This window comes from Paenirhodobacter ferrireducens, assembly GCF_004022265.1.
Taxonomy (GTDB): Bacteria; Pseudomonadota; Alphaproteobacteria; order Rhodobacterales; family Rhodobacteraceae; genus Rhodobacter; species Rhodobacter ferrireducens.
Genome location: NZ_SAVB01000003.1, coordinates 135,558 through 160,140, shown reverse-complemented (window position 1 = coordinate 160,140; position 24,583 = coordinate 135,558). Strand labels below are relative to the sequence as shown.

Here is a 24,583-nt window from a genome sequence, read left to right as displayed (position 1 = left end):
ACAGCATCCGTGTTCCAGTTCTGGCCAAGTGTCGTCAAACCCATCCTCGAAGCCGCAAAGGCCCGGCGGGTGATCGAAATCGGAGTGGACAGGGGGCGCACCTCCCGCCTTCTGGCCTCCTGGGCGCAGACGGCCGGGGCGCGGGTGGAGCTCGTCGATCCCGAGCCAAGCCTCGATATGGAGGGGCTTCAGGACCGCTTTGCCGGTGCCGTTTTCGTCCACCGCCGCCCCAGCCTGGAAGTATTGGGCGACTTGCTCCCGGCCGACGTCGTTCTGATCGACGGCGATCACAACTGGTACACCGTCTACCATGAGCTAGAGATGATCTATGGGACGCAAGGACCGGTGGACGCACACGCGCCGATCACGATCTGCCACGACGTGGAATGGCCCTATGGCCGGCGCGATCTCTATTACTGCCCGGACCGCATTCCCGAAAAAGACCGGCAAGAATTCCGCATCGGCGGCGTTCTGCCCCGGGAGCGGGGCCTGTCGCCGGGGGGATATAATGCCGGCTCATTCCATGCGATACATGAGGGCGGCCCGCGCAATGGCGTCCGGACGGCGATCGAGGACTTCCTGCTCCCGCGGAGCGAAGAATTCAGAGTCGTCTGGTTGCCCCTGCTCTTCGGTCTGGCGGTGATCGTCCCGCGGGCGCGGCTTGAGACCACCGCTGCGCTTGCCGCTGTCCTCGAATCCCTGGACCTTAGCCGCCCGCTGCGCAACCTGTGCAAAATCGCGGAACTGGAACGGCTCGACGGCAATCGCCCGAAACTGCTGCCTGCCGGTTCGGGACCGAGACCGGGAACCGGGGCCAGAAACTTCTCCAGCGCCTTGCCCGATGACGTGCTGACCGCATTGCTGAAAGGCAGCCTCGGGTATCGTTACAAGGATCGGGCGATGCTGCTCAATCCGCTCGACATGGCCAATTATCTGGCGTTGCTCGGGCAGCTGAAGCCGGCGGCGGTGATCGAGATCGGCAGCCTGGAAGGCGGGCGGACCGAGTGGCTGGCCGATACCATGGCAGCCCTGGGCCTTGAGGTTCGGGTCATAAGCGTTGATCTCATGCCGCGTGTGCCCAGCTCCCACCCGGGGATCGATGCGCGCGTGGGCGATGCCCGAAATCTGGCGCAGGTGCTGTCGCCGGATGATGTGCGAAGCCTGGGGCACCCGCTTCTCGTCATCGAGGACTCCGCCCATGACGAAGAAACCTGCACCGCCGTGCTCGACTATTTCGATCCGCTTTTGACGGCGGGGGACTATATGGTCATCGAGGACGGTGCGTTCCGCAGCGACAGCGACACGCCGTCCGGCTCGTCCGTGCTCTCTCCGCCGTCCCGGGCGATCGATGCCTTTCTGGCGCGGCGGTCGCAGGACTACGAGATTGACGCGCGGTTTTGTGACCGCTTCGGCTACAATGCCACCTTCAATTTCAATGGCTGGCTGAGGCGGCGATGACCCGGCCGCGCGATTTTCCAGACGCTGCGCCTGCGCGACAGGGGTTGATCGATCCGGCCTTGCTTGACCGGCTCCGCCAGACCGTTGGGGCCGTCACCCGGCCGTGGTGGCAGGGCGAGGTGGTCAGCGAGAACGGGCTGATCTACGGCGTCAATATTGGCGGTTCCCGCCCCCCTCTGGTCTGGTGCTTCCAGGGGTATGTAGAATTTGCCGCTTTCGCCGACGCCCTGGGGCCGGATCAGCCCGTTTACGGCATGCGATCGGGGCATCTGGTCGTCGAGACCAGCGCCGAGAACCACCTGCATATGGCGCTCATGTGCGCGGCGGAACTCCATTCTCTGGCGCTGGCAGGCCCCCTGTTCATCGGCGGCAATTGCCAAGGGGCCCTGCTGGCGCAAAAGATCGCGCAGCTGCTGATGACCTCCGGGCGCGCAGTCACCTTGCTGATCGGCCTGAACCCGTTTCTTTTCGAGCCATATCCCGGGCGCGCCGCCTTCATCTTTGGCCGATATGACCTGACCAATCCGCTCCATCGGTTTCACGATGCCGAAGCCGTGCTGCGCGCCAACCTCCCGCATTGCACGATCGATACCCTCCCGTCCGAACATGGCAAATTATTCAGCGGCAAAATCCTCAGCCTGCTGAGTGATCTCGTGCGCCGACGCATGGATCAGGCGTCGGGAACCTGTCCCGGTTCTTTTCCGATCTGGTCACTGCGCGCCGACCTCGCGGTGCCCTCCCGGATGGCGATGACCGCTGGCAGCCTGTGCACTGTCCCCGTCACCTTGCGCAACACCTCGGACGTCATCTGGGCCCCGACCGGCGAAAGCGGACTTTCGGTGGGAAACCACTGGCGCCACCCCGACGGCGGCATGGTTCAATGGCTGGACGACCAACAGCCTTTGAACCATCCGCTGCCGCCGGGCGGCTCGGTGGATATGGACCTTCTGGTTCGCGCCCCCGGCACGGAGGGTGAATACCTGCTGGAGGTTGATGTCGAACATGCGGGGGTCATGTGGCTGAGTGAGCTCGGCGGCGAACGCGCCACCTGCCGGGTCAGCATTTCCCGTCCGGGCGAGAGCGCACCGTCCCTGGGGTGACCCCGGCTCGGGCCGTCCGCGGAAACGGTCCGCACGGTCTCAGCGCCGCGCGAACATCACCACATTGCCGATCAGCGTCAGGGCCAGGCCGGCGAACGCCCCGGGCGTCCAGTGGAAGCCCTCGTAAAGGGTCGAGAGCAGCAGCGCCACCACCGGGAAGACCACCGTCGCATAGCCCGCCCGCGCCGAGCCGATCCGCGCCACCAGAAGCAGATAGGTGGTGAAGCCGACGACCGAGCCGATCAGCGCCAGATAGGCCAGCGCCGCCCAATAGCGCGCCCCCGTGGGCCAGACCACGCCCTGCCCGCCCGCCAGCATCAGCACGACGAGCACCAGGGCCCCGATCCCCATCCCCCAGGCATTCGCCGTCACCGGCGTCACGCCAAGCTGGCCGTTCTTGCGCGAGGCCATGTTACCGAAGGAAAACATCAGCGTGCCGAAACAGGCCCAGCCGATGCCGCGCAGGGTGTCGCCCATGGCCGCGCCGCCAAGGTCGTCGCGAAACAGCAGCCCCAGCCCCGCCGCCCCGATCGCCCCGGCCAGCAGCGTGCGACCGGTGATCCGCTCGCCGAAGAAGATCCGCGCGTTCACCGCGTTGAAGATCGAGGCAAGCGAGAACACCACCGACACCAGCCCCGAGGGGATCAGCGCCGCGGCATTGTAGAGCCCGATGAAGTTGAAGCAGAACAGGCACAGCGCCTGCACGACGACAAAGCGCCACTGCGCCGGCCGCCGCAGCCGGCCAAGTGCGGCAAGCCCGGCAAGCATGACCAGCCCGGCAAGCGCAAAGCGCAGGAAGATCGACTCGATCAGCGGCACCGGCCCGACCTGCGCGGCGATGGCGATCCATGTGGTGCCCCAGATCAGGACGGTGGCGGCGAAGAGGAAAAGCGTGTTCATGCCCTGCCTCTAGCGCATCTGCGCCCGCGGTGTTTTGCACGTTCTTGCGGTGAAATCGCGCGCGGGGCTTTCGCGGCGCGGGGCGCGGCGCTACCGATGTCTCATGCGCCCCACGGTCCATGACTTCCTCGGCCGCTCCGCCGTTGCGCAGAGCACCGCGCGCCTCGATCTCGGGGCGGGCTGCGCGGTGGCGATCTGGCACAACCACGACGACCGGATCCGCTACGAGACGCCGCAGAACCACACCTTCAGCCTCTATCTCGAGGGCGGCACCGGCACCCGGCGGCTCGATGCCGGGGGCATTGCCGGGCATCCGGGCGCGATCTGCGTGATGCCCGAGGGCTGCGGCTCGGAATGGGAGATCACCGCCCCCTTCCGCTTCGTGCATCTTTATCTGTCAGACGCGCGGCTTCGGACGGCGTTCTCGGCGATCCACGACTGTGACGCGCGGCTGCTGGATCTGCGCGAGAGCACCTTTGCCGAGGATGCCCGGCTGGCCGCAGGGCTGCGCACGCTTGCCGCGGCGGCGACGGCGGGCGATGTGCTGCGGGCCGAGGCGGCGGTCGCGGGGCTGATCGGCGGGCTTGCGCACCAGCGCCCGCAGCTGCGCGGCGGGCTGACGGCGGCGCAGCTGCGCCGGATCGACGACTGGATCGAGGCGCATCTCGAAGAGGCGATCCACCTCGACGATCTGGCGGCGCTCGCCGGTCTTTCGGGCTATCACTTCCACCGCATGTTCCAGCTGTCGCGTGGGACGGCGCCCCATGCCTGGGTCACCGCGCGCCGCATCGCCCGGGCGCAGGCGCTGCTTGGCGGGCCGATGCCGATCGCCACGGTGGCGGCGGCCTGCGGCTTTTCCAGCCAGAGCCACCTGACCCGCACCTTCCGCACCCGGACCGGCCGCACGCCCGCCGAGTATCGCGCGCTCGTCCGCGCCGCCCGGAGCGGCGCCTAGGCGCCCTCGGCGAAGCGGTCGGTCGCGCGGATCAGCCGGTCGCGGATGCCGGGCTCGGTCGCGGCATGGCCCGCCCCCTCGACGATGTGCAGCCGGGATTCCGGCCAGCGCCGGTGCAGCTCCCACGCCGTGCGCAAGGGACAGGGCATGTCATAGCGGCCATGGACGATCTCGCCCGGGATGCCGGCCAGCTTCGGCGCGTCGTCCAGCAACTGCCCCGGCCGCAGCCAGCAATCATGCAGGAAATAGTGGTTTTCCAGACGCGCGAAGGCCAGCGCGAACTGCGCGTCGCCATAGTCTGCCTCGACCTCGCCCTGCGGCAGCAAGGTGATCGTCGTGCCCTCCCAGATCGCCCAGGCCCGCGCCGCTGCAAGCCGTTCCGCCTCGTCCTCCGAGGTCAGCCGCTTGCGGAAGGCCGCGATCAGGTCGCTGCGCTCGGCCTCGGGGATCGGCGCGACGAATTTCTCCCAGGCGTCGGGGAACATCTCGGAGACGCCGAAACGGTAATACCAGTCGATCTCGGCCCGGCTGACGGTATAGACGCCGCGCAGGATCAGCGCGCTGACCCGCCCGGGATGGGTCTGCGCATAGGCAAGCGCCAGCGTCGAGCCCCAGGAGCCCCCGAAGACCAGCCAGCTGTCGCAACCGACCAACGCCCGCAACCGCTCGATGTCGGCGACCAGATGCCAGGTGGTGTTCGCCTCGAGCGAAGCATGCGGCGTCGAGCGGCCGCAGCCGCGCTGATCGAAAAGCAGCACGTCATAGCGCGCGGGGTCGAAAAAGCGCCGGTGATCGGGATGGATCCCGCCGCCCGGTCCGCCATGCAGGAACACCGCCGGCTTTGCCCCGGGCGTGCCGACCCGCTCGTAATAGACCCGGGGCCCGTCGCCGGTGTCGAGAAAGCCGGTCTCGTAGGGCTCGATCTCGGGGTAGAAGTCGCGCAGCCTGTCCATGATGTCCTTCCGTCGATGCCGGGCCATCATCGCGCCTCGCGCCGGCGGGGGCAATGACCGGCGCCCCAGGCCGCCCCCGGGCATTTTCGCCCACCCCCCGGCGATTTTCTGCGACTGCCCGCGCGCCGCCACGCGCCGTATCTGAGCCCCACCGCAACAACGGAGGCGCAAGATGAAAGCAATCGGCATCTGGAAGGCCCTGCCCGCCGACGACCCCGAGGCGCTCGTCGAGCGCGAGATCCCGGTGCCGGTGCCCGGCCCCGATGACCTTCTGGTGCGGGTCGCGGCGATCTCGGTCAACCCGGCCGACATCCGCACCCGGCTGCGCAAGACCGACGACGGCCATTTTACGGTGCTGGGCTGGGACGTGGCGGGCGAGGTGGTGGCAACCGGCGCGGCGGTGCGCGATTTCGCCCCGGGAGACCCCGTGCTCTATGCGGGCGACCTGTCCCGCCCCGGCGCGAACAGCGAATACCACCTGGTCGAACGCGCGATCGTTGGCCACCGCCCCGCGGCACTTGCCCCCGCCGCGGCGGCAGCCCTGCCGCTCACCGCGCTCACCGCCTGGGAGGCGCTCTTCGACCGGCTCGGCCTGACACCCGGCGCGGCGCCCGAGCCGCGCAGCCTGCTGATCGTCGGCGGTGCGGGCGGCGTCGGGTCGATGGCGATCCAGCTCGCGCGGCTGGTCCCCGGCCTCACCGTGATCGCCACCGCCTCGCGGCCGCAGTCGCGCGCCTGGTGCCTGTCGCTTGGCGCCGATGCGGTGATCGACCATTTCGCCGACCTCGAGGCGCAGATCACCGACCTCGGCCTGGCGCCGCCCGCTCTCGTCTTGCTGGCGAACGACCCCGACCGGCATTTTCCCGCCCTCGCCCGGCTGATCGCGCCCGGCGGCCGGATCTGCTGCATCGTGCCCTTCGCGAGCCCCCCCGACATCGGCGCGCTAATGCACAAAAGCGCGGGGCTGGTGTGGGAATTCATGTTCACCCGGCCGATGTTCGCCACCCCGGACCGCGCCCGGCAGGGCGAGACCCTGACCCGTGTCGCGCAGATGGCGGCTGAGGGGCGGCTGCGCCCGACCGGCACCGAGACGCTGTCGCCGATCTCGGCCGATACCCTGCGCGAGGCCCACCGCCGGATCGAGAGCGGCCGCGCGATCGGCAAGATCGTCCTTTCCGGCTTCTGAAATTCCCGACAAGACAAGGAGATACAAATGTCTGCTGTCGACCTGACCCAATCCTTCCTCGGCGCGGTGTTTTCCGGCCAACTCGAGGAGGCCCTCGCCCTGACCGCGCCCGAGGCGCGCTTCATCTCGGTCAGCCCGCGCGACAGCGCGGCGAACCCGCTGCACGGCACCTTCGTCGGCCCTGAGGGCGCGAAGGCCTTCTTCGGCGGGTTCGGCGCGCTGCTGGAGCCCGGCGATTTCACCGTCGAGGCGGCCTTCGGCGATGACCACCATGCCGCCCTTTACGGCCAGTTCCGCCACACCGTGCGCGCGACTGGCAAGCCCTTCGTGAGTGACTGGGCGCTCATCACCCGGGTCGCGGGCGGCAAGCTGACGCTCTACCACTTCTACGAGGACAGCGACGCGCTGACCCGTGCCCGCGCCTGACCGGGCCGGCAGGGGTTGGCCTTGCGGCCGATCCCTGCTTTCTGTCATCCGCGACACCGACGCCGACCGAGGACCGCATGGACGCGCTTTCCGCACTGCAATGGGACGACATCCGCTTCTTCCTGGCGCTCGCCCGCGCGGGCAGCCTGTCGCGGGCGGCGCGCGCGCTACGGGTCGAGCATTCGACCGTCGCGCGCCGCGTCACCAGCCTTGAAACCGCCCTGGCGCTGCGCCTGTTCGACCGGCTCGCGAGCGGCTGGAGCCTGACCGCCGAGGGCGAGGAGCTGCTGGCGCAGGCCGGCGCGGTCGAGGCACAGATCCTCGGCCTTGCCCGCATCGCGCGCGAACAGGACCCGATGGCGGGGCGGGTGCGGATCTCGGCGCCGCCAGTGCTGCTTGCCGAGCTGCTGATGCCCACCGTCGCGGCGCTGAGCGCGGCGCATCCGAGGTTGACGATCGACCTCGAGGGCAGCCGGCGCGAGGCCGACATGATGCGCGCCGAGGCCGATATCGCGCTGCGCATCGGCCTGCCGGAAACCGGCGACCTGATCGCGCGGCGCATCGCCGAGATCGGATACGGGCTTTACGGCGCGCCCGGCCTGCCCGAGGGGCCGGCACCGCGACGCTGGATCGGTTTTGACGACAGCCTGCCGGGGCTTGCGCAGAAGCGCTGGCTCGAGGCCGAGATGGAGGGCGCCGAGCCCGCGATCTGCAGCAACGACATGGCGACGATGGCGCAGGCGGCACGCGCCGGGCTGGGGCTGGCGCTGCTGCCGCATTTCCTGGGCGCGAGGGACGCGGCGCTCTGCGCCTATCCAGCCCGCCAGCCCGCCTTCAGCCGCCCGCTCTATCTGATCCTGCACGCCGACATGCGCCGCGCGCCGCGGGTGCGGGCGGTGGCCGATGCGCTGGTTGCCGACCTGAAGGCCCGGCTCGATCCGCGCTGAGCGGCCGCGGGCCCGGCGGGCAGGTGGCAAAGATCGACGACGGCGCGGTCAGCAACAAGGCGGTCTTCGTCGCTCCGGCCATTCTGCCGGACGACACGCGGGACGTTCTCGGCTTGTGGCTCCAGACCAGCGAGGGCGCGAAGTTCTGGCGACGGTCCTCGACGACCTGCGCACGCCGGGCGCAGGGCATCCGGATCGCGGTGGCGGACGGCTTGAAGGGGGGAGGCGGCTTTTCCCCGCCCCCACGCCCCCAAGATCCAGACCTGTATCGCCCGCCTTCTGCGCCCCCCATGAGCTTCGCGAGCGACAAGGACCGCACGGGGCCCTGAAGGCGCTCCGATGGTGATCGCACCGCGGATATCAGGCTTGCGAAAAGGACTCCGCCGCTTCGCCATGCAGGCGCAGGATGCGGCAGGCATAAGCCTCAAGGCGTTCGCCCTCGCACGTCAGGACAATGTTTCGGGTGTCGCGCAGGAACAGCACCACGTCGGTTTCAGCCTCGAGCCGTGCAATATGGGACGAGATCGTCGCCGCAGAACGATGCAGCCTTTGTGCGGCCCGGCCGAAGCCCTTCGCGTCGATGCAGCTGCGAAACAGCACATGATCGAACTGAGTCATTCTTCGGAAACCCCTGACAATACCTTCAGATCATATTGATTGTCTGTTGAAAGGCCATGGCGGCTTTGACCTCGGGGCAGGCATGGGAGCGCATGGATGACGCCACAGAGACAGGGAATCGGGGGGTGTTGTGGCGCAGACCACGCTCGGCACCCTGGGGCTTTGCGTGATTGAGGCCGGGACCGATCCGCTGTCGCCCGCCTCCTATCGCTGCGCCATTGCGGCCCTGGTCCTTGCGGCCTCTGTCGCCCTGCGCAGCGAGCTGCGCGCGCTGTTCCGCCTGCCGGTTCGGGTGTTGTTGCTCGCGCTTTTGAGCGGCGTGCTGATGGTCGGGAACTGGCTGTTGTTCTTCGAGGCAATCCGCCGCTCGGGGATCGCAGTCGCGACGATCGTCTTCCATGTTCAGCCCTTCGTCATGGTGCTGATCGGGGTACGGGGGTGAATCGGGTTGTGATCTGAACGGTGGTTGAGGGGGCGCGCACTGGCTCGCGGGATGTGCCGCGAGGGGGCGGTCTCGATCCGGAAAGCCCGTGGGGCCATCGGAGTCGACCGCTCGACGTTCCACGACAAGTCCCGCCGCGCCGATCAGGCTGCCGTCGCCAAGCGGATGCGGGAGATCTGTGAAACGCATGTGCGGTATGGCTACCGGCGCGTTCACGTCCTGCTCGACCGTGAGGGCTGGAACATCAACATCAAGAAAGTCTATCGAATTTACAAGGAGTTGGGATTGCAACTCAGGAACAAGACGCCGAAGCGCCGTGTGAATGCCAAGCTGCGTGACGACCGTGCTGAGGCTGTCAGTCCGAACGAGGTCTGGGCTATGGGCTTCGTTCACGACCAGGTGGCGACGGGCAAGAAGCTGAGAATATTGACGGTCGTCGACACCTTCTCGCGCTACGCCCCCGTCCCCGACGCACACTACAGATACCGCGGCGAGGACATGGCCGCGACGTTGGACCGGGTTTGCGGACAGACCGGCTATCCGAAGACTATCCGGGGCGACCGGGGCAACACGTTCGTGTCGCACGACATGGACCTGTGGGCCTGTCAGCGTGGTGTGACCCTTGACCTCTCGCGACCGGGAAAACCGACCGACAACGCGTTCATCAAAGCGTTCAATGGCCGGTTCCGGGCTGAGTGCCTGAACCAGCACTGGTTCCTGACCCTTGAAGATGCCGGCGAAAAGTTGGAGGCTTGGCGCAGACATTAATGAGGAACGGCCGCACGGCGCGATCGGCAAAAAGGCCCCGATTACGCTGACGAGATGTGGGGGCGTTACCAGCCCCTCCCCCTGAACAATGCCGGAAAACTCTGCCCAAGGGCGATTCAAGGTTGGGGCGCAGATCAGGCGGATCCTTCTGTTGGGGCGGCCTCTAGCATCAACTGGAGGCACTATCGGGGGTCACAGCACTGATCCAACGTGCCGCCTTCTCGGCGATCATCAGCGTGGGGGCGTTGGTATTGCCGCTGGTGATGTCGGGCATGATGCTGGCGTCGACGACGCGCAGCCCCTTGATGCCGCGCACGCGCAGATGACTGTCCACGACGGCCTGCGGATCGTCCTGCCGCCCCATCTTCGCCGTGCCGACCGGATGGAAGATCGTCGTGGCGATGTCGCCCGCCAGCTTGGTCAGCTCCGCGTCGCTTTCGAACTGCGCGCCGGGCTTCCATTCCTCGGGCCGGTATTTCGCCAGCGCCGGCTGGGCGAGGATCGCGCGCACCTGCCGCAGGCTTTGCGCCGCAATCATCCGGTCCTCATCGGTGGACAGGTAGTTCGGCGCAATGACCGGCGCCTCGTCGAAACGGCCGGAGCGGATCAGCACGCTGCCGCGACTGGTCGGGTTCAGGTTGCACACGCTGGCCGTGACCGCGGGGAACGGGTGCAACCCCTCGCCGAAGGCCTCGAGGCTCAGGGGCTGAACGTGATATTCCAGATTGGCGTGCGCCCGGTCCGGCGAGGATCGGGTGAAGGCGCCAAGCTGGCTCGGCGCCATGCTCATCGGCCCGCGGCGCGTCAGCGCGTATTGCAGACCGATCCGCGCCTTGCCGAACAGGCTGCCCGCCAGCGTGTTCAGGGTCTGGGCCCCCTGCACCTTGTAGATCGCGCGGATCTGCAGGTGATCTTGCAGATTGCCGCCGACACCGGGGGCATCCAGACGCACCTCGATGCCCAGCGATTTCAGGTGCTCCGCCGGGCCGATCCCCGACAGTTGCAGGATCTGCGGCGATCCGATGGCACCCGCGGACAGGATCACCTCGCCCGTCGCGCGCACGCTGACCGCGGCACCACCGCGGCGCACGATCGCGCCGGCGCAGCGTTGCGCCCCGTCCGGTGCGGTCTCGATCAGCAGACGCTCGACCTGCGACCGGGTCCAGACCGTCAGGTTGGCGCGCCCCTTCACCGGGCGGAGGAACGCCTTCGCGGTGTTCCAGCGCCAGCCGGATTTCTGGTTCACCTCGAAATATCCGACCCCGGTATTGTCGCCCGAGTTGAAGTCATCGGTCGGCTCGAAGCCCGCCTCGGTCATCGCCCGCGCGACATCGTCCAGAATGTCCCAGCGGAGCCGCTGCTTTTCGACGCGCCACTCACCGCCATGGCCATGCAGTTCGGAAAAGCGGCGCCGGTTCCCGGCGACGGGATCGGCGCCATCATCGAGCCGGTAGTGATCTTCATGCGCCATGAAGTCCGGCAGCGAATTCTGCCACGTCCAGGCATCGTCGCCCACGGCCTGCGCCCAGCCGTCATAGTCGCGCGCCTGACCGCGCATGTAGATCATGCCGTTGATCGAGGAACAGCCGCCCAGGGTCTTGCCGCGCGGATAGCGCAGCGAGCGGCCGTTCAGCCCCGCATCCGGCGCCGTCTGATAGAGCCAATCGGTGCGCGGATTGCCGATGCAATAGAGATAGCCGACGGGAATATGGATCCACGGGTAGGCGTCGGATTTTCCGGCTTCGAGCAGCAAGACCCGTTTCGACGGGTCCTTGCTGAGACGATTGGCGAGGAGGCAACCGGCTGAACCGGCACCGATGATGATATAATCAAACACGTCGTGCGACATCTTGGCGGCTCCTGTCAGGCGGCGAAGCGGCAAAGACCCGCAGCCGGGCAGCGAGGGGGCATCCGGGGCTCGTCGGCGGCATCGCGCTCGGCGACGGACCAAGGATTTTCATCGGATCTGACGCCTGAAAGCCGCGTATTCCTGATGAAACGCCAGATGTCGGCAACGGTCATGTCACTCCTCCCTGTCTCTCCCAGGACATGGGATAGCGGCAGGCGAGGCGAGATTTCCAATGACTAATAAAACAACACATTATAAGATAAATTTATATGAAAAACCTCGCAGACCTCCGCAGCTTGCAGTCCTTCGTCACCGTCGCGCGCGAAAGCAATGTCTCTCGTGCGGCGGAACGGCTGCATCTGACGCAGCCCGCGATCAGCCTGCAGCTGAAGCGTCTCGCGGCCGAGACCGGGCTCAAGCTGTTCACCCGCACCTCGAGGGGGGTCGAGCTGACGCGCGACGGCGCGGCCCTTCTGGTCAAGGCCGAGCAGGTCCTGGCGGCGCTCGAGGATTTCCGGCAAACCGCCAGCCGGATGACCGGCACCGTGCGCGGCACCTTGCATGTCGGCACCGTCATCGACCCGGATTTCATTCGGCTGGGGCAATTCCTGCGGGCGGTGGCACAGACCGCGCCGGATCTGCAGACACAGCTGGCGCATGGGATGAGCGGCGATGTGCCGGTGCGCCTGTTGCGCGGCGAGATCGACGTCGGGTATTTTCTGGGCGATCCGGAAGACGGCCCCCCTGCCCCCGGGCCCGAGACCGCACGCAGCGAAAGCCCCTTTCATTATCGGGCGCTGACCCGGTTCAAATACCGGGTTGTCGCCCCGGCGGGCTGGGAACAGCGCACCGCGGGCCGGGACTGGAAGGCGCTCGCGGAACTGCCCTGGATCGGGACGCCGCCGGCCTCGGTGCACAACCGCGTGCTCAGCCGGTTGTTTTCCGATCTGGGCGTGACACAGAACCGGGTCGCCGTCGTCGATCAGGAACCCTCGATGCTGGCGATGGTGCGCTCGGGAGGCGGGCTGAGCCTGTGTCGCGAGTCGATCGCGCTGAACGAGAAGCAAGTCCACGGGCTGGTCGTGGTGGATCATGCCGAGATTGACGTGAAACTTGGCTTTCTGACCCTCGCGAACCGCAAGGGAGAGCCCGCCATCGACCTTGCCTTCGATCTCATCATGAAGATCTGGAACCTGAGCGACTGAGCGAGGGCTCCCCTCCCGGACGGTCCACGAGTGGAAGACGATGGGACCGGAGGGACGCGGATACGGCCCCCGCGCCCGCGCCTTTCCGGTTCCCCGGTCTCAGCGCCCCTGCCAGACCGGCGCGCGGCGCTCGAGGAAGGCCCGCGCCCCCTCCTGCGCATCCTCGCTGTCCATGATCGCGCGCAAGGTGCGGGCATTCTCGGGCCACAGGGCGGCCAGCTGCGCGGCTTCGGCAGCGCGGCTCAGCCGCAGGGTCTCGGCCACCGCGAGCGGCGCATTCGCGGCGATCTCGCGCGCAAGTTCCAGCGCGACGGCCAGCCCCGCGCCCGGCGCGGCCCGGCGCGCGATCAGCCCCAGATCCCAGGCCTCGGCCGTGTCGACCATCCGCCCGGTCAAGAGGATCTCGCGCGCCCGTGCAGGCGGGATCACCGAGGCCAGCCGCAGCGCGCCCCCCGCCCCCGCGACCAGGCCGCGGATCACCTCGGGCAGGCCGAAGCGGCTGCCCTCCTCGGCGACGATCATGTCGCAGGCGAGCGCCAGTTCACAGCCGCCCGCAAGCGCCGCCCCATGCACCGCCGCGATCAGCGGCTTGGTCCGTCGCGCCTCGGTCAGCCCGGCAAAGCCGCCCGGGCCGAACAGCACCGCCTCGACCTGCCCCGCGCCGAAGGCCGCCAGATCCATGCCCGCGCAGAACACCGGCCCGGCGCCGCACAGCACCGCCACCCGCAAGGCGGGGTCCGCCTCGAACCGGGCCAGCGCCTCGGCCAGCCCCGCCGCGGCCGCACCGTCAATTGCATTGCGCCGCGCCGGCCGGTTGAGCGTGATCCGCGCCACCGGCCCCTCGGCCTCGAACAGGACACTGGCTTCGGTCATTGGAGAGCCTCCGCGATCAGACGTTTGCGCAGCTCGCCGCGGATGATCTTGCCGGTGGTGGTCACCGGCAGCTCCTCGACGACATAGAGCGCGCGGGGGTATTCATAGGCCGCCAGACGGGTGCGGACATGGGATGCGATCTCGTCGCGCAGGCTGGCGCAATCGTCATGCCCGGCGCGCAGCTTGACGAAGGCCGCCACGATCTCGCCGCGCAGCGGATCGGGCTGCCCCACGACCCCCGCCATCGCCACGGCGGGATGCGAGATCAGGCAATCCTCGATCTCGGCGGGCCCGACCCGGTAGCCCCCGGTCGAGATGATGTCGTCGTTGCGCCCCTTGAACACCAGCCGCCCGTCGGGCCGGCGCAACCCGCGATCGCCCGTCACCAGCCAGCGCCCCTCGGGCCCCGTCACGAATTTCTCGGCCGTCGCCACCGGCTGCTGCCAATAGCCGAGGAACATCACCGGATCGGGCGACAGGATCGCGATCGCGCCCTCCGCCCCGTCGGGGAGCCGTTCGGCGGTGATCTCGTCGATCACGTCGACACGGTGGCCCGGCACCGGCCAGCCCATCACCCCGGTTTCCGGCGCCTCCAGCACGCCGCAGCTCGACACCACCATGTTGCATTCGGTCTGGCCGTAGAATTCGTTGATCGTCACGCCAAGCGCCTGACGCCCCCATTCCAGCAGCTGCGCCCCGAGCGGCTCGCCGCCCGAGGCGACCGAGCGCATGTTCAGCGCCCAGTCGACACTGTCGGGGTCGGCCTTCATCATCTTCAGCGCGGTCGGCGGCAGGAAGGCGTTGCGCACGGCAAAGCGGCGGATCAGATCGGCCGCCGCCCGGGCAGAGAACTTGCGGAAGCGACAGGCCACAACCGGCACCCCGTGATGCAGCGCCGGCAGCAGCACATCGAGCAGACCGCCGATCCAGGCCCAGTCGGCCGGCGTCCAGATGCAGTCGCCGGGCTGCGGCAGGAAATCATGGCTCATCTCGACGCCGGGCAGATGGCCCAGCAGCACCCGCTGCGCATGCAGCGCGCCCTTCGGATTGCCGGTGGTGCCCGAGGTATAGATCAGCAGCGCCGGCGCGCTCGAGCGGCTGTCGACCGGGGTGAACGCGTCCGGGGCCGCGGCCAGCGCCGCATCGAAATCCTGCGCACCCGCGGCCGGCCCGTCGACGGTGAAGATCACCTCGAGGTCGGGCAGTTCGTCGCGAATGCCCGCGATTGTCGGCAGGCTGGCGTGATCGGTCACGAGCACCCGCGCCCCGCTGTCGCGCAGTCGGTGCAACAGCGCCTCGGGGCCGAAGAGCGTGAACAGCGGCAGCGAGACACAGCCCGCCTTGAACGCCGCGATATGGGCGATCACCGTCTCCCGGCGCTGCGGCAGCAAGATCGCCACGCGGTCGCCCGCAGTCACCCCATCGCCGCCCAACCCGAGCCCGGCCAGCACATTGGCAAACCGATTCGAGGCCGCACGCAACTCGGCAAAGCTGGTCTCGCGGGCCGGGCCATAGCCGTCCTCCCCAACCTCGATCAGGGCGATCCGCTCGGGATCGGTCGCGGCCCAGCGGTCGCAGACATCGGTGCCGATGTTGTAATAATCGGGAATATCCCACTGAAATGCCGCCATGGTCGCGGCATAGCTCTCCTTGCGAGACAGCACGCTCTCTTCTCCCCTCCTGACGCCCCGCACCGGGGCGCCCTCCTCCGCGGCAAGCTGAGCGCATTCGCGCCGGGGTTGTCTATCGCCGCAAAAGTTGACGCTAGGGAAGGCAAATTGCGATCGAGGCGCCTAGGGAATCAAAAAGCGGTGGCGTTCCTTGCGGGCGACCTGCTGCAGATAGTCCGACACGGCGCGCACCCGCGCGAGGTCTTCGGTGCTCTGGTGGCTGAGCAGCCAGACGGTGCGGGTCAGCACGTAATCCTCCACCAGAACCGGTTCCAGATCGGGGTCGTCGAGAGCCATGAAGCGCGGCAAGATCGCCAGCCCCGCCCCCTCGCGCACGGCCTCGCGCTGCGCGATCATCGAGGTCGAGGCGAAGCCCACCGGCGCGGTGATCCCCAGATCCTCGAGGTAGCGCAATTCGTCGGAAAACAGCATCTCGGGGATGTAGCCGACAAGCCGGTGATGGCGCAGATCGCGCAGCCGTTCGGGGCGGCCGTAACGGCGCAGATAATCGGGCGCGGCAAAGAAGTGCAGGTGGTAATCGGTCATCCGCCGCGCCAGCAGCCGACCGCTTGTGGGCAAGGTCAGATCCAGCGACAGATGCACTTCCTGATGCGACATCTGGAACTGCCGCGAGCGCACCACCAGCGCCACATCGACATCGGGATTGTCGCGCTGGAACCGCGCCAGCAGAGGGGTCACGACATAGGTACCCAGACCGTCGGGCGCCCCGATCCGCACCGTGCCCGCCAGCCGCCCGGCCTCCCCCACGATCTGCTCGTGCACGCGGGTGCTGGACCGCTCGACCTCCATCGCGATCGGCAGCAGCCGCTCGCCCGCCGGGGTCAGCGCGTATCCCGCCTCGTCGCGGATGAACAATTGCGCGCTGACTGATTTCTCCAGCGCCCGGATCCGGCGTGCCACCGTGGTCTGGTCGATCCCCAGCGCACGGCCCGCCGCCGTCATCCGTTTGAGGCGCGACAGCGCCAGGAAAAACTTCAGATCGTTCCAGTCAAAAACCGTCTGCATTTTTGCAAAATACCTCTGCACATTTGCCCATGTCAAACGGCTCCCGACCGCCCTTTAATTGCGGCGAGGGGAGGTGACTGGTGCGGATCGCGCCGGTCGTCTGAGTTTTGGGAGGAAATCTAATGGTGCTGATCCGTCTGCTCGACGGGTTGAACGAGATCGTGGGCCGCGTCGTGGCCTTCGTTGCAGTCATCTTCGCGCTGATGATCATCTACGATGTGATCATGCGCTATGGCTTCAACGCGCCGACGCTCTGGGCGTTCGATCTGACGAAACAACTCTACGGTTTTTACTTCATCCTGCTCGGGGGCTATGCGCTGCGCCATCAGGCCCATGTGCGCGTCGATCTGGTGACCGAGACGCTGCGGCCGGGGCCGCGCCGGGTGGTCGAGATTCTCGGCTACCTGATCTTCTTCTTCCCGTTTGCCTGGGTGTTCGCCACCCGCAGCTGGGATTTCGCCATGCGCTCGCTGGCCCAGAATGAAACCACCTATGGCGCGATCCAGCTGCCGGTCTATCCGGTCAAGATCGCGATGGCGGTCGCGGCCGGGCTGCTGCTGCTGCAGGGCGTCTCCGAGGTGCTCAAGCTGGTGCTGAACAAGCAGGAGCCGTCTCATGTCGGGTGAACTCATTGGCCTGATCATGGCCGGGCTGTTGCTGCTCGGGCTGTTCATGGGCCATCCGCTGGCCTTCGTTCTGGGCGGCACCGCGGTGCTGGGCGCGCTGATCGCGGGCAAGCCGATGGTGCTGGGCATCGTCATCAACCGGATCTTCGGTGAGGTTCTGGACAACTACATCCTGATCGCGATTCCGCTGTTCGTGCTGATGGCGCGATTCCTGTCCGACAGCGGCGTGACCGACCGGATGTTCGAGACGCTGCGCCTGCTGATGGGGCGCGTGACCGGCGGGCTCGGGCTTGCGGTCGTGTTCATCTCGATCCTGCTGGCGGCCACCACCGGCATCATCGGCGCCTCGATCACGGTGATGGGGGTGATGGCGCTGAAGCCGATGCTGCAATACGGCTATTCGAAACGGCTGACGACCGGGCTGATCGCGGCCTCGGGGTGCCTGGGCATCCTGATCCCGCCCTCGATCATGCTGATCCTGATGTCGTCGAACTCCTCGCTCTCGGTGGGCGAGCTGTTCGCGGGCGCCATGGTGCCCGGCGTGGTGCTCGGGCTGCTCTATGCGGGCTATGTCGCGCTGGTCGCGCTGTTCCGCCCCGACCTGGCGCCGCCGGTGTCGCAGGAGGAACGCGTGCCGGTCTCGCAGCTGCTGCCGATGCTGCTGCTCGAGGCGCTGCCGCCGCTGGTGCTGATCTTCGGGATTCTGGGCACCATGCTGGCGGGCATCGCCACCGCCACCGAAGCCTCGGCGATCGGCGCCTTCCTGGCCCTGCTGATCGTGATTTTCCGCGGCAAGTTCGAGTGGGCGACCTTCGCCTCGGCGCTGTGGGAAACCGGGCGGACCTCGGCGATGATCCTGTTCATCGTGGTCGGCGCAACCGCCTTCACCGGCGTGTTCAACATCACCGGCGGTCTGCATGCGGCGCAGAACATGATGCGCGGGCTGGACATGGAGCCCTGGATGCTGATCACGATGATGATGTTCGTGATCTTCGTGATGGGGATGTTCCTCGACTGGACCGGGATCGTGCTGCTGTCCTTCCCGATCTTCCTGCCGGTGGTGCGCGAGATGGGCGTGAGCGAGCTGTGGTTCGTGGTGCTGACCGCGGTCGTGCTGCAGACCTCGTTCCTGACGCCGCCCTTCGGCTATGCGCTGTTCTACATGCGGGCGCTCGCGCCGCGCAGCATCAAGACATCGGACATCATCCTGGGCGTGGTGCCCTTCATCGCCCTGATCGTGGCGATGGCGCTCGCGCTGGCGATGTTCCCGCAGCTGATCACCTGGCTGCCCGACACGCTCTACAACAGCAAATGACCCAATCTGCACTGACTGAGGAGGAGAAGTCGATGCGAACCAAGTCCCTGAAAACCAGTGTGTTCACCCTGGCGCTGATCGGCGCGGGCGTTGCGGCACAGGCCGAAACCAGCTGGCAGATGACCACCACCTGGCCGAACTCTCTCGAACTGATCGAGATGGACAAGCACTTCGTCGAGCTGGCGAACAAGCTGACCACGGGCGATCTGAAGATCGAGTTCTTCGAGGGCGGCAGCCTGGTCCCGTCGGGCGAGGTGTTCGGCGCGGTCGAGAGCGGCACGATCCAGGCGGGCGGCGACTGGCCGGGCTATTGGGCGGGGCGCGATGCGGCCTTCTCGCCGCTCGCCACCACCGCCAGCCTGTTCAACGCGGTCGACTATGTGAACTGGATCCAGCAATGGGGCGGCAAGGAGCTCTATAACGAAGTCTATGGCAAGTTCGGCATGGTCTATCTGCCCTATGCCGTGACCAACAACGAGTCGGGTTTCCACACCAAGGAACCGATCCGCTCGATCGCCGATCTGCAGGGCAAGCGCCTGCGTCTGTCGGGGCTCGAGCAGGGCCGTCTGCTCAACCAGCTGGGCGGCTCGCAGGTGTCGATGGCCGGCGGCGAGATCTATCAGTCGCTGGAACGCGGCGTGATCGACGGGGCCGAATTCTCGACCCCGAACGTCGACTGGTCGGGTGGCTTCCAGCAGGTCACGAAATACTGGGCCACGCCGGGCTGGCACCAGTCGGCCTCGGTCTTCGGCGTGATGATCAACAAGCAGGCCTGGGACGCGCTCAGCCCCGAGACCCGCGAGAAGCTGGAAATCGCGGCGGAAGCCAACCTGATGTGGTCGCTCTCCTTCACCGAACGGCGCGCCAATGACGCCTACAAGCAGTTCAAGGAAGTGAATGAGATCACCCGCATGGACGACGAGGCGCTGGCCCAGATCCAGACCATGGCCAACTCGGTGATCGAACAGGTTGCCTGCGAAAACCCCAGCTCGGCCAAGGTCTACCTGAGCCAGCTGGAATACCTGCAGGACTACTCGAACTGGCGCAAGGCCTCGGCGCCGTTCAACCTCGGCCGCGACCCGAACGGCCCGGACATCGAGAAGATCCGCGCCTGCGCCAGCAAGTAAGCGCAGCCGAAACGACCGGAACGGGGCCCGCGTGGCCCCGTTTCCTTTGCCCGGGCCCAAGTGACGGCGATGCTGTGCGTTTCAGTGCCAGGACTGAATCGCCCCGTCCCATGGCCTCAGGCGACGACCTCGATCTCGGCTGCTGTGCGTGCTGAAAACTGGCCCCTTTGAAGCTGGAGTTTTCGACTACCCTTTGCCGGCGGGGAGAGGAGCGGCGGCCCCGCGAAAAGGTGTGGCTGGAGCGATGATGGAAGAACCGCCGTGCCCGGCGGCATGGAAAGGCGGCGAGACAGCCCCCACCGCCCCGGCGCAGCGCCCCGTGCAGCCGCGAACCGGGAGCTCATAGGGGGGCGGCAGTATCCACACCGCAAGCGCTGCGCCAGCTGCGCCGTGCCGCAGGGGCGGCCGCTGGGACACCGGCGTCGATGAACCTCAGCCGTGGGCATGGGATGGCGGCGCGGCGGGAGGCGGTGCGGGACACCGACCACATGCCGCCACACATCGTCCGTCGCGTGGGGTGGAGGTTTCGTATGAAGTGCGGCGCACCAAGCTGGTCGGACGATGTGGTCAAGATCAGGATATGGAGCGACGGCAAAGCTCCACCTGCGGGGCTGAGGCGAACACCCTAGCTGTAGCGCCAAGGACTGGCAGAGCGACAGCACGCGGCCTTGCCAGCCGTGCGAGCTACAGGAAACCGACGCTCGTGAAACCATCGGCCCCGGCCGTCAGCGGTCGTCCTTTGCCGCTCGCAACGGTAAGCGCCTCGGGACATGGGTTCCGGGGCGCTTTCGTGAGCGTCCTACAAAGCTGCTACAAGTTGCGCGCTATAACCGAATCGCGCCCCCCCAACCCGCCAGCTTGCAGCGCACTTGCAGCAGGGTTTTCCGGGAGGAACTGAACGAATATAACATGTTGAAACTATTGGCGGAAGGGGTGGGATTCGAACCCACGGATGCTTGCACATCGGCGGTTTTCAAGACCGCTGCAATCGACCACTCTGCCACCCTTCCGTCATCAGCTTTCCAAGACCAGAGCCGTAAACCATTCGGCCACACTTCCGGCCTGACCCGGCCTAGCGGGCTTCACGCGATTCTGAAAGCCACCCGCAGCCGATTTCCGCCTCGCAGGCGCCCGGATGCTTTCCTTGCAACGCCCGAAACGCTACAGTCGGCGCGACTGCGCGGGGGGCCGCGCCGATGGGACAAGGGCCGAAGGGCCCGCAACCGACGCGGGGACAGCCCGCGCGAAGAGGGGCGAGATGGGCGACAGGATGCAGGGCAAACACCCCGGCACGCGATTTGGTCTGATGCTGGGGGCAGCGCTGGCACTGGCCGGCTGCCAGGAGGGCACCCAGCCCTTCGGCTTCCTGAAATCCGCCCCGAAGGCCGCCGCAGACGGCGCCGCTGCCGACGTGGCCCCCGCCACCTCCGCCCGGCTGGTCGAGCGCGACGTCGAGGCGCCGCAGGCCTTCGCGGTCGAGGAGGAAGGCCTGTGGGACGGCCGGCCCTCGCTTGGCGGCGTCTGGGTCGCCCATCCTACGGTGAAGGACCCCGAGCGGGTGATCATCCGCAACACCGCGAACGGCAAATTCGTGATCGGTGCACTGTTCCGGCGCGAACGCGACAACCCCGGCCCGAAGCTGCAGGTCTCCTCGGACGCGGCCGCCGCGCTTGGCATGCTGGCGGGCGCGCCCGCCAAACTCTCGGTCGTGGCGCTGCGCCGCGAGGAAGCCCCGGCCGAGGGCGCCGCCGCGCCCATCGTCACCGACCCGGTGATCGCCGCCCCCGAACCGATCGCGGCACAGTCTCTGGACGACAAGGGGGCCAAGCCCCCGAAGCCGGGCGCCAAACCCGTCCCGGCCCCGGCGAAACCGGCCGCGGGCGCAGCTGCCGCCGCTCCGGCGACCCCCACCGCCCCGGCCGCCAAGGCGCCGGCCGGCAAGATCTATGTGCAGATCGGCATCTTCTCGGTCGAGGCGAACGCCAAGCGCGCCGCCGCCCAGATCGAGAAGGCGGGCGCGCCCGCCGCCGTGCGCACCGAACAGAGCCAGGGCAAGACCTTCTGGCGCGTCGTCGCCGGCCCCGCCTCGGGGGCGAGCGAGCGCGATGCGCTGCTGAAGAAGATCCAGGGCCTCGGCTACCCCGACGCCTACGCCGTCACGAAATAAGGAAGTCCCGTCCCGATGCCGTTTCTCCGCCTCGTTGCCGTCCTGAGTCTCGCGCTGCTTGCAGCGCTTCCCGCGCGTGCCTTCGAGACCCGGGCCAATTCCGCCTGGGTCTACGACATGACAACCCGCACGGTGCTGCTCGAGAAGAACGCCGACGTGCCGCTTCCGCCGGCCTCGATGTCGAAGCTGATGACGCTCGAGCTGCTGTTCGACGCGCTGCGCGACGGCCGGGTGACGCCGGACACCACCTTCGCCGTCTCGACCCGGGCGAAGCAGATGGGCGGCTCGACGATGTTCCTCAACGAGCTCGACCGCCCCTCGGTGCGCGAGCTGATGCAGGGCATCGCGATCAACTCGGGCAACGACGCCTGCGTCGTGGTCGCCGAAGGGCTGGCCGGTTCGGAAGAGGCCTTTGCCCGGCTGATGACCGAACGCGCCCGCGCCCTCGGCATGACGCAATCGACCTTCGCCAATGCCTCGGGCTGGCCGGACCCGGGCCAGCGCATGTCGATGCACGACCTCGGCGTGCTGGCCGCCCATCTCATCACCACTTTCCCGGAATATTATCCGCTGTTCTCGGAAACGACCTACAATTACAAGGACCGCGCCCCGGCGAATGCGCATAACCGCAACCCGCTGCTGAAGATTGCCGCGGCCGACTGGCACGCCGACGGGCTGAAGACCGGCCACACCGAAGAGGCGGGCTTCGGCCTTGTCGGCTCGGCGGTGATGGGCGAGCGGCGCATCGTCTTCGTGCTCTCCGGCATGGCGTCGGAGACCGAGCGTGCGCAGGAAGCCGAGGCGGTGGCGAACTGGGCCTTCCGGCAGTTCGTGCTGAACACCATGGCGACGAAGGGCACGCAACTTGCCGAAGCGCCGGTCTGGCTCGGCGCCGCGCCGAAGGTGGGCCTGGCGCCCGCCGAGGACGTGACGCTGCTGCTGCCCGCGGGCGCCAAGGAAGGCGTGAAGGCCGAGGCGGTGTTCAACGGTCCGGTGCAGGCGCCGGTGAAGGCGGGCGACGCGCTCGGCCAGCTGGTGATCCACATCCCGGGCCTCGACGAGCCGACGACGGTGCCGCTTGTCGCCACCGCCGATGTCGCCGAGGGCGGCTTCCTCGTGCGGATGAAGACGGCGATCGGCCGGCTTTCGGCCCGCGCCTTCCAGGCCGCCTCCGGCGCGAACAGCTGAGGCCGGATGTTCATCACCTTCGAAGGCATCGACGGATCGGGGAAATCCACGCAGGCGCGGCTTCTGGCCGAGGCGCTGACGGCCGAGGGCCATGACGTCGTGCTGACGCGCGAGCCCGGCGGCTCGCCCGGCGCCGAGGAGATCCGCCGCCTTGTCCTCGAGGGCGACCCCGACCGCTGGTCGGCCGAGACCGAGATCCTGCTCTTCACCGCCGCCCGCCGCGACCATCTCGAACGCACCATCGCGCCCGCCCTCGCCGCGGGCAAGATCGTGATCTGCGACCGCTTCGCCGATTCCACGCGGATGTATCAGGGCCTCAGCCGCGGCGACCTGCGCGGCCTTGTCGATCAGCTGCACGGCCTGATGATCGGGCGCGAACCGGACCTGACCTTCCTCATCGACCTGCCCCCCGAAGTCGGGCTTGCCCGCGCCAAGGGCCGGCAGGGCAAGGAGGAGCGCTTTGAGGATTTCGGCCTCGATCTGCAGGTGCGGATGCGCGCGGGCTTCTTGGCGCTTGCCCGCGAATTCGCACCGCGCTTCCGCATCTTCGACGGCGCCGCGCCGAAGGAAGAGGTCTCGGCCGCGATCCTTGCGACCGCGCGCACGGCGCTCGGGGCGCGGGCATGAGCGCCGAGGACCTGCCCGACCCGACACAGGTCGAAGGCGCCCCCCACCCGCGCGACACCCTGGCCCTGTTCGGGCAGGAGCGCGCCGAGGCCGATTTCCTGACCGCCTTCACCACCGGCCGGCTGCACCATGCCTGGATGCTGACCGGCCCGCGCGGCACCGGCAAGGCAACGCTTGCCTGGCGCATCACCCGCTTCCTGCTGACCCGCGGCGCGGCCGAGCCTGCGGGCCTCTTCGGCGCGCCCGAGCCGCCCACCAGCCTCGACACCGACCCCGATGATCCGGTGTGTCGGCGCATCCATGCGGGCTCCGAGGCCGGGGTCTTCGTGCTGAAACGCGGCCCGAATGCCACCGAAAGCGCGCTGTCCCTCGACATCCGCGTCGACGAGGTGCGCAAGCTGAAGAACTTCCTGCAGCTCTCGGCGGCCGAGGGCGGGCGGCGCGTGGTGATCGTCGATGCCGCCGACGAGATGAACACCCAGGCCGCGAACGCGCTGCTGAAGCTCTTGGAGGAACCGCCCGAGCGGGTGACCTTCCTCCTCGTCACGCATCAGCCGGCGCGGCTGCTGCCGACGATCCGTTCGCGCTGCCGCGAGCTGCGGCTGGCCACCCTCGCCCCCGCCGAGATGGCGCGCGCGCTGGCCGCCGCCGGCGCCGAGACCGAGGGCGAGGAAGAGGCGCTCGCGGCGCTGGCCTCGGGCTCGGTCGGCGAGGCGATCCGGCTTCTGAACCTTGGCGGGCTCGAGACCTATGCGGCGCTCGTCGCGCTTTTCGCCACCCTGCCCCGGCTCGACCGGCAAAAGGCGATTGCGCTGGCCGACAGCATCACCGGCAAGGCGAACGAGCCGCGCTATGACCTGCTTCTGGGGCTGATCGAGCTGTTCCTTGCCCGCCTTGCCCGCGCCGGGCTGGTCGGCCCGCCCATGCCCGAGGGCGCGCCGGGCGAGGCCGAGCTGATGGCGCGGCTTGCCCCCGACGGGGCGGCGGCGATGAAATGGGCGTCACTTCACCAAAGCCTCGGCGCCCGCGCCCGTCACGGCAAGGGGGTCAACCTTGACCCTGCCGCCCTCGTGATGGATATGGTTCTGGAGATGACCGCGGCTGCCGCCTGACGGCGCCGCGCCGAAAGGACAAGGCCCGTGGCTGACAACACTCCC

Annotated in this window: 24 protein-coding genes, 1 tRNA gene and 1 pseudogene; 17 read left to right on the top strand and 9 right to left on the bottom strand. The window is 67.9% G+C overall.

The genetic code is table 11. From position 1 onward, the window contains the following. Positions 1-9: 9 nt before the first annotated feature. Together EOW65_RS03470 and EOW65_RS03465 are read left to right on the top strand one after the other, a co-directional pair. The gene (locus tag EOW65_RS03470) at positions 10-1,458 is read left to right on the top strand and encodes a class I SAM-dependent methyltransferase (RefSeq protein WP_128147609.1); all 1,449 of its coding nucleotides are present in this window, start codon (positions 10-12) and stop codon (positions 1,456-1,458) included. Then, on the top strand, positions 1,455-2,558 hold the full coding sequence (locus EOW65_RS03465; protein WP_128147608.1) for a COG1470 family protein: 1,104 nt from the start codon (positions 1,455-1,457) through the stop codon (positions 2,556-2,558). The genes EOW65_RS03470 and EOW65_RS03465 overlap by 4 nt, the downstream gene beginning before the upstream one ends. 39 nt (positions 2,559-2,597) lie before the next feature. Here EOW65_RS03465 and EOW65_RS03460 read toward each other — a convergent pair whose 3' ends face one another. Next, the gene (locus tag EOW65_RS03460; protein ID WP_128147607.1) at positions 2,598-3,458 is read right to left on the bottom strand and encodes a DMT family transporter; all 861 of its coding nucleotides are present in this window, start codon (positions 3,456-3,458) and stop codon (positions 2,598-2,600) included. Positions 3,459-3,561: 103 nt separating this feature from the next. Here EOW65_RS03460 and EOW65_RS03455 point away from each other — a divergent pair, with 103 nt between their 5' ends. Then, positions 3,562-4,413: a helix-turn-helix domain-containing protein gene (locus EOW65_RS03455; RefSeq protein WP_128147606.1), complete on the top strand. Its 852-nt coding sequence runs from the start codon at positions 3,562-3,564 to the stop codon at positions 4,411-4,413. Here the strand turns inward: EOW65_RS03455 and pip are convergent. Then, positions 4,410-5,366: a prolyl aminopeptidase gene (gene pip / locus EOW65_RS03450; protein WP_128147605.1), complete on the bottom strand. Its 957-nt coding sequence runs from the start codon at positions 5,364-5,366 to the stop codon at positions 4,410-4,412. The two genes, EOW65_RS03455 and pip, sit on opposite strands and share 4 nt — an antisense overlap. Before the next feature lie 172 nt (positions 5,367-5,538). On the opposite strand from pip, the gene EOW65_RS03445 reads away from it, so the two are divergent. The 4 genes from EOW65_RS03445 to EOW65_RS19890 all read left to right on the top strand — a co-directional run bounded on the left by EOW65_RS03445 (position 5,539) and on the right by EOW65_RS19890 (position 8,254). Further along, positions 5,539-6,552 carry a zinc-binding alcohol dehydrogenase family protein gene (locus EOW65_RS03445; protein WP_128147604.1) on the top strand — a complete coding sequence of 338 codons (1,014 nt, stop codon included), beginning with the start codon at positions 5,539-5,541 and terminating at the stop codon, positions 6,550-6,552. A gap of 27 nt (positions 6,553-6,579) precedes the next feature. Beyond that, complete coding sequence (locus tag EOW65_RS03440) at positions 6,580-6,978, top strand: nuclear transport factor 2 family protein (protein ID WP_128147603.1); 399 nt, start codon at positions 6,580-6,582, stop codon at positions 6,976-6,978. 77 nt (positions 6,979-7,055) lie between these two features. Continuing rightward, on the top strand, positions 7,056-7,925 hold the full coding sequence (locus EOW65_RS03435; protein WP_128147602.1) for a LysR family transcriptional regulator: 870 nt from the start codon (positions 7,056-7,058) through the stop codon (positions 7,923-7,925). Positions 7,926-7,948: 23 nt separating this feature from the next. Further along, positions 7,949-8,254 (top strand): transposase, encoded by a 306-nt coding sequence (locus tag EOW65_RS19890; protein ID WP_164879973.1) that lies wholly within the window; start codon positions 7,949-7,951, stop codon positions 8,252-8,254. Between the two features lie 31 nt (positions 8,255-8,285). On the opposite strand, the gene EOW65_RS03425 is transcribed toward EOW65_RS19890, so the two are convergent. Continuing rightward, positions 8,286-8,543 (bottom strand): LysR family transcriptional regulator, encoded by a 258-nt coding sequence (locus EOW65_RS03425; RefSeq protein WP_128147600.1) that lies wholly within the window; start codon positions 8,541-8,543, stop codon positions 8,286-8,288. 130 nt (positions 8,544-8,673) lie between these two features. Here EOW65_RS03425 and EOW65_RS03420 point away from each other — a divergent pair, with 130 nt between their 5' ends. Together EOW65_RS03420 and EOW65_RS03415 are read left to right on the top strand one after the other, a co-directional pair. Continuing rightward, positions 8,674-8,985, top strand: coding sequence for an EamA family transporter (locus tag EOW65_RS03420; protein ID WP_206364008.1), 312 nt, complete (start codon positions 8,674-8,676; stop codon positions 8,983-8,985). A 42-nt stretch (positions 8,986-9,027) separates the two neighbouring features. Then, positions 9,028-9,838: pseudogene (locus tag EOW65_RS03415) on the top strand (IS3 family transposase); the annotation flags it as partial. Positions 9,839-9,922: 84 nt separating this feature from the next. Here the strand turns inward: EOW65_RS03415 and EOW65_RS03410 are convergent. Both EOW65_RS03410 and EOW65_RS19885 read right to left on the bottom strand, forming a co-directional pair. Next, the gene (locus EOW65_RS03410) at positions 9,923-11,602 is read right to left on the bottom strand and encodes a GMC family oxidoreductase (protein ID WP_128147599.1); all 1,680 of its coding nucleotides are present in this window, start codon (positions 11,600-11,602) and stop codon (positions 9,923-9,925) included. Positions 11,603-11,616: 14 nt separating this feature from the next. After that, entirely contained in the window at positions 11,617-11,775 is a 159-nt protein-coding gene (locus tag EOW65_RS19885) for a hypothetical protein (RefSeq protein WP_164879972.1), read from the bottom strand. Positions 11,776-11,871: 96 nt separating this feature from the next. Here EOW65_RS19885 and EOW65_RS03405 point away from each other — a divergent pair, with 96 nt between their 5' ends. After that, positions 11,872-12,807, top strand: a complete 936-nt coding sequence (locus EOW65_RS03405) for a LysR family transcriptional regulator (RefSeq protein WP_128147598.1) — start codon at positions 11,872-11,874, stop codon at positions 12,805-12,807. Between the two features lie 99 nt (positions 12,808-12,906). Here the strand turns inward: EOW65_RS03405 and EOW65_RS03400 are convergent, their stop codons facing one another. The 3 genes from EOW65_RS03400 to EOW65_RS03390 all read right to left on the bottom strand — a co-directional run bounded on the left by EOW65_RS03400 (position 12,907) and on the right by EOW65_RS03390 (position 16,376). Further along, entirely contained in the window at positions 12,907-13,680 is a 774-nt protein-coding gene (locus EOW65_RS03400) for an enoyl-CoA hydratase-related protein (RefSeq protein ID WP_128147597.1), read from the bottom strand. Beyond that, a complete protein-coding gene (locus EOW65_RS03395; RefSeq protein ID WP_394342730.1) occupies positions 13,677-15,344 on the bottom strand; it encodes an AMP-binding protein in 1,668 nt (555 codons plus the stop codon). Before EOW65_RS03395 ends, EOW65_RS03400 begins: the two co-directional genes overlap by 4 nt. Positions 15,345-15,473: 129 nt before the next feature. Next, positions 15,474-16,376, bottom strand: a complete 903-nt coding sequence (locus EOW65_RS03390; protein WP_240664478.1) for a LysR family transcriptional regulator — start codon at positions 16,374-16,376, stop codon at positions 15,474-15,476. 122 nt (positions 16,377-16,498) lie between these two features. Between EOW65_RS03390 and EOW65_RS03385 the strand changes: the two genes are divergently transcribed. Genes EOW65_RS03385 through dctP form a run of 3 tightly spaced genes read left to right on the top strand, consistent with a single transcriptional unit; the run spans position 16,499 to position 19,444 of the window. Continuing rightward, positions 16,499-17,002 carry a TRAP transporter small permease subunit gene (locus EOW65_RS03385; protein WP_128147595.1) on the top strand — a complete coding sequence of 168 codons (504 nt, stop codon included), beginning with the start codon at positions 16,499-16,501 and terminating at the stop codon, positions 17,000-17,002. Continuing rightward, positions 16,992-18,317 carry a TRAP transporter large permease gene (locus tag EOW65_RS03380; protein WP_128147594.1) on the top strand — a complete coding sequence of 442 codons (1,326 nt, stop codon included), beginning with the start codon at positions 16,992-16,994 and terminating at the stop codon, positions 18,315-18,317. The genes EOW65_RS03385 and EOW65_RS03380 overlap by 11 nt, the downstream gene beginning before the upstream one ends. A 32-nt stretch (positions 18,318-18,349) precedes the next feature. Continuing rightward, the gene (gene dctP / locus EOW65_RS03375) at positions 18,350-19,444 is read left to right on the top strand and encodes a TRAP transporter substrate-binding protein DctP (protein WP_128147593.1); all 1,095 of its coding nucleotides are present in this window, start codon (positions 18,350-18,352) and stop codon (positions 19,442-19,444) included. Between the two features lie 922 nt (positions 19,445-20,366). Here dctP and EOW65_RS03370 read toward each other — a convergent pair. Continuing rightward, positions 20,367-20,454, bottom strand: a tRNA-Ser gene (locus EOW65_RS03370). Positions 20,455-20,702: 248 nt separating this feature from the next. Here EOW65_RS03370 and EOW65_RS03365 point away from each other — a divergent pair. The 4 genes from EOW65_RS03365 to EOW65_RS03350 are packed head-to-tail and all read left to right on the top strand — an operon-like array spanning position 20,703 to position 24,538. Then, positions 20,703-21,611 carry an SPOR domain-containing protein gene (locus tag EOW65_RS03365; RefSeq protein WP_240664476.1) on the top strand — a complete coding sequence of 303 codons (909 nt, stop codon included), beginning with the start codon at positions 20,703-20,705 and terminating at the stop codon, positions 21,609-21,611. A 15-nt stretch (positions 21,612-21,626) separates the two neighbouring features. Further along, a complete protein-coding gene (locus tag EOW65_RS03360; RefSeq protein ID WP_128147592.1) occupies positions 21,627-22,799 on the top strand; it encodes a D-alanyl-D-alanine carboxypeptidase family protein in 1,173 nt (390 codons plus the stop codon). Positions 22,800-22,805: 6 nt separating this feature from the next. Beyond that, complete coding sequence (tmk, locus tag EOW65_RS03355) at positions 22,806-23,426, top strand: dTMP kinase (RefSeq protein WP_128147591.1); 621 nt, start codon at positions 22,806-22,808, stop codon at positions 23,424-23,426. Beyond that, on the top strand, positions 23,423-24,538 hold the full coding sequence (locus EOW65_RS03350; RefSeq protein WP_128147590.1) for a DNA polymerase III subunit delta': 1,116 nt from the start codon (positions 23,423-23,425) through the stop codon (positions 24,536-24,538). The genes tmk and EOW65_RS03350 overlap by 4 nt, the downstream gene beginning before the upstream one ends. The last annotated feature ends 45 nt before the right edge of the window (positions 24,539-24,583 follow it).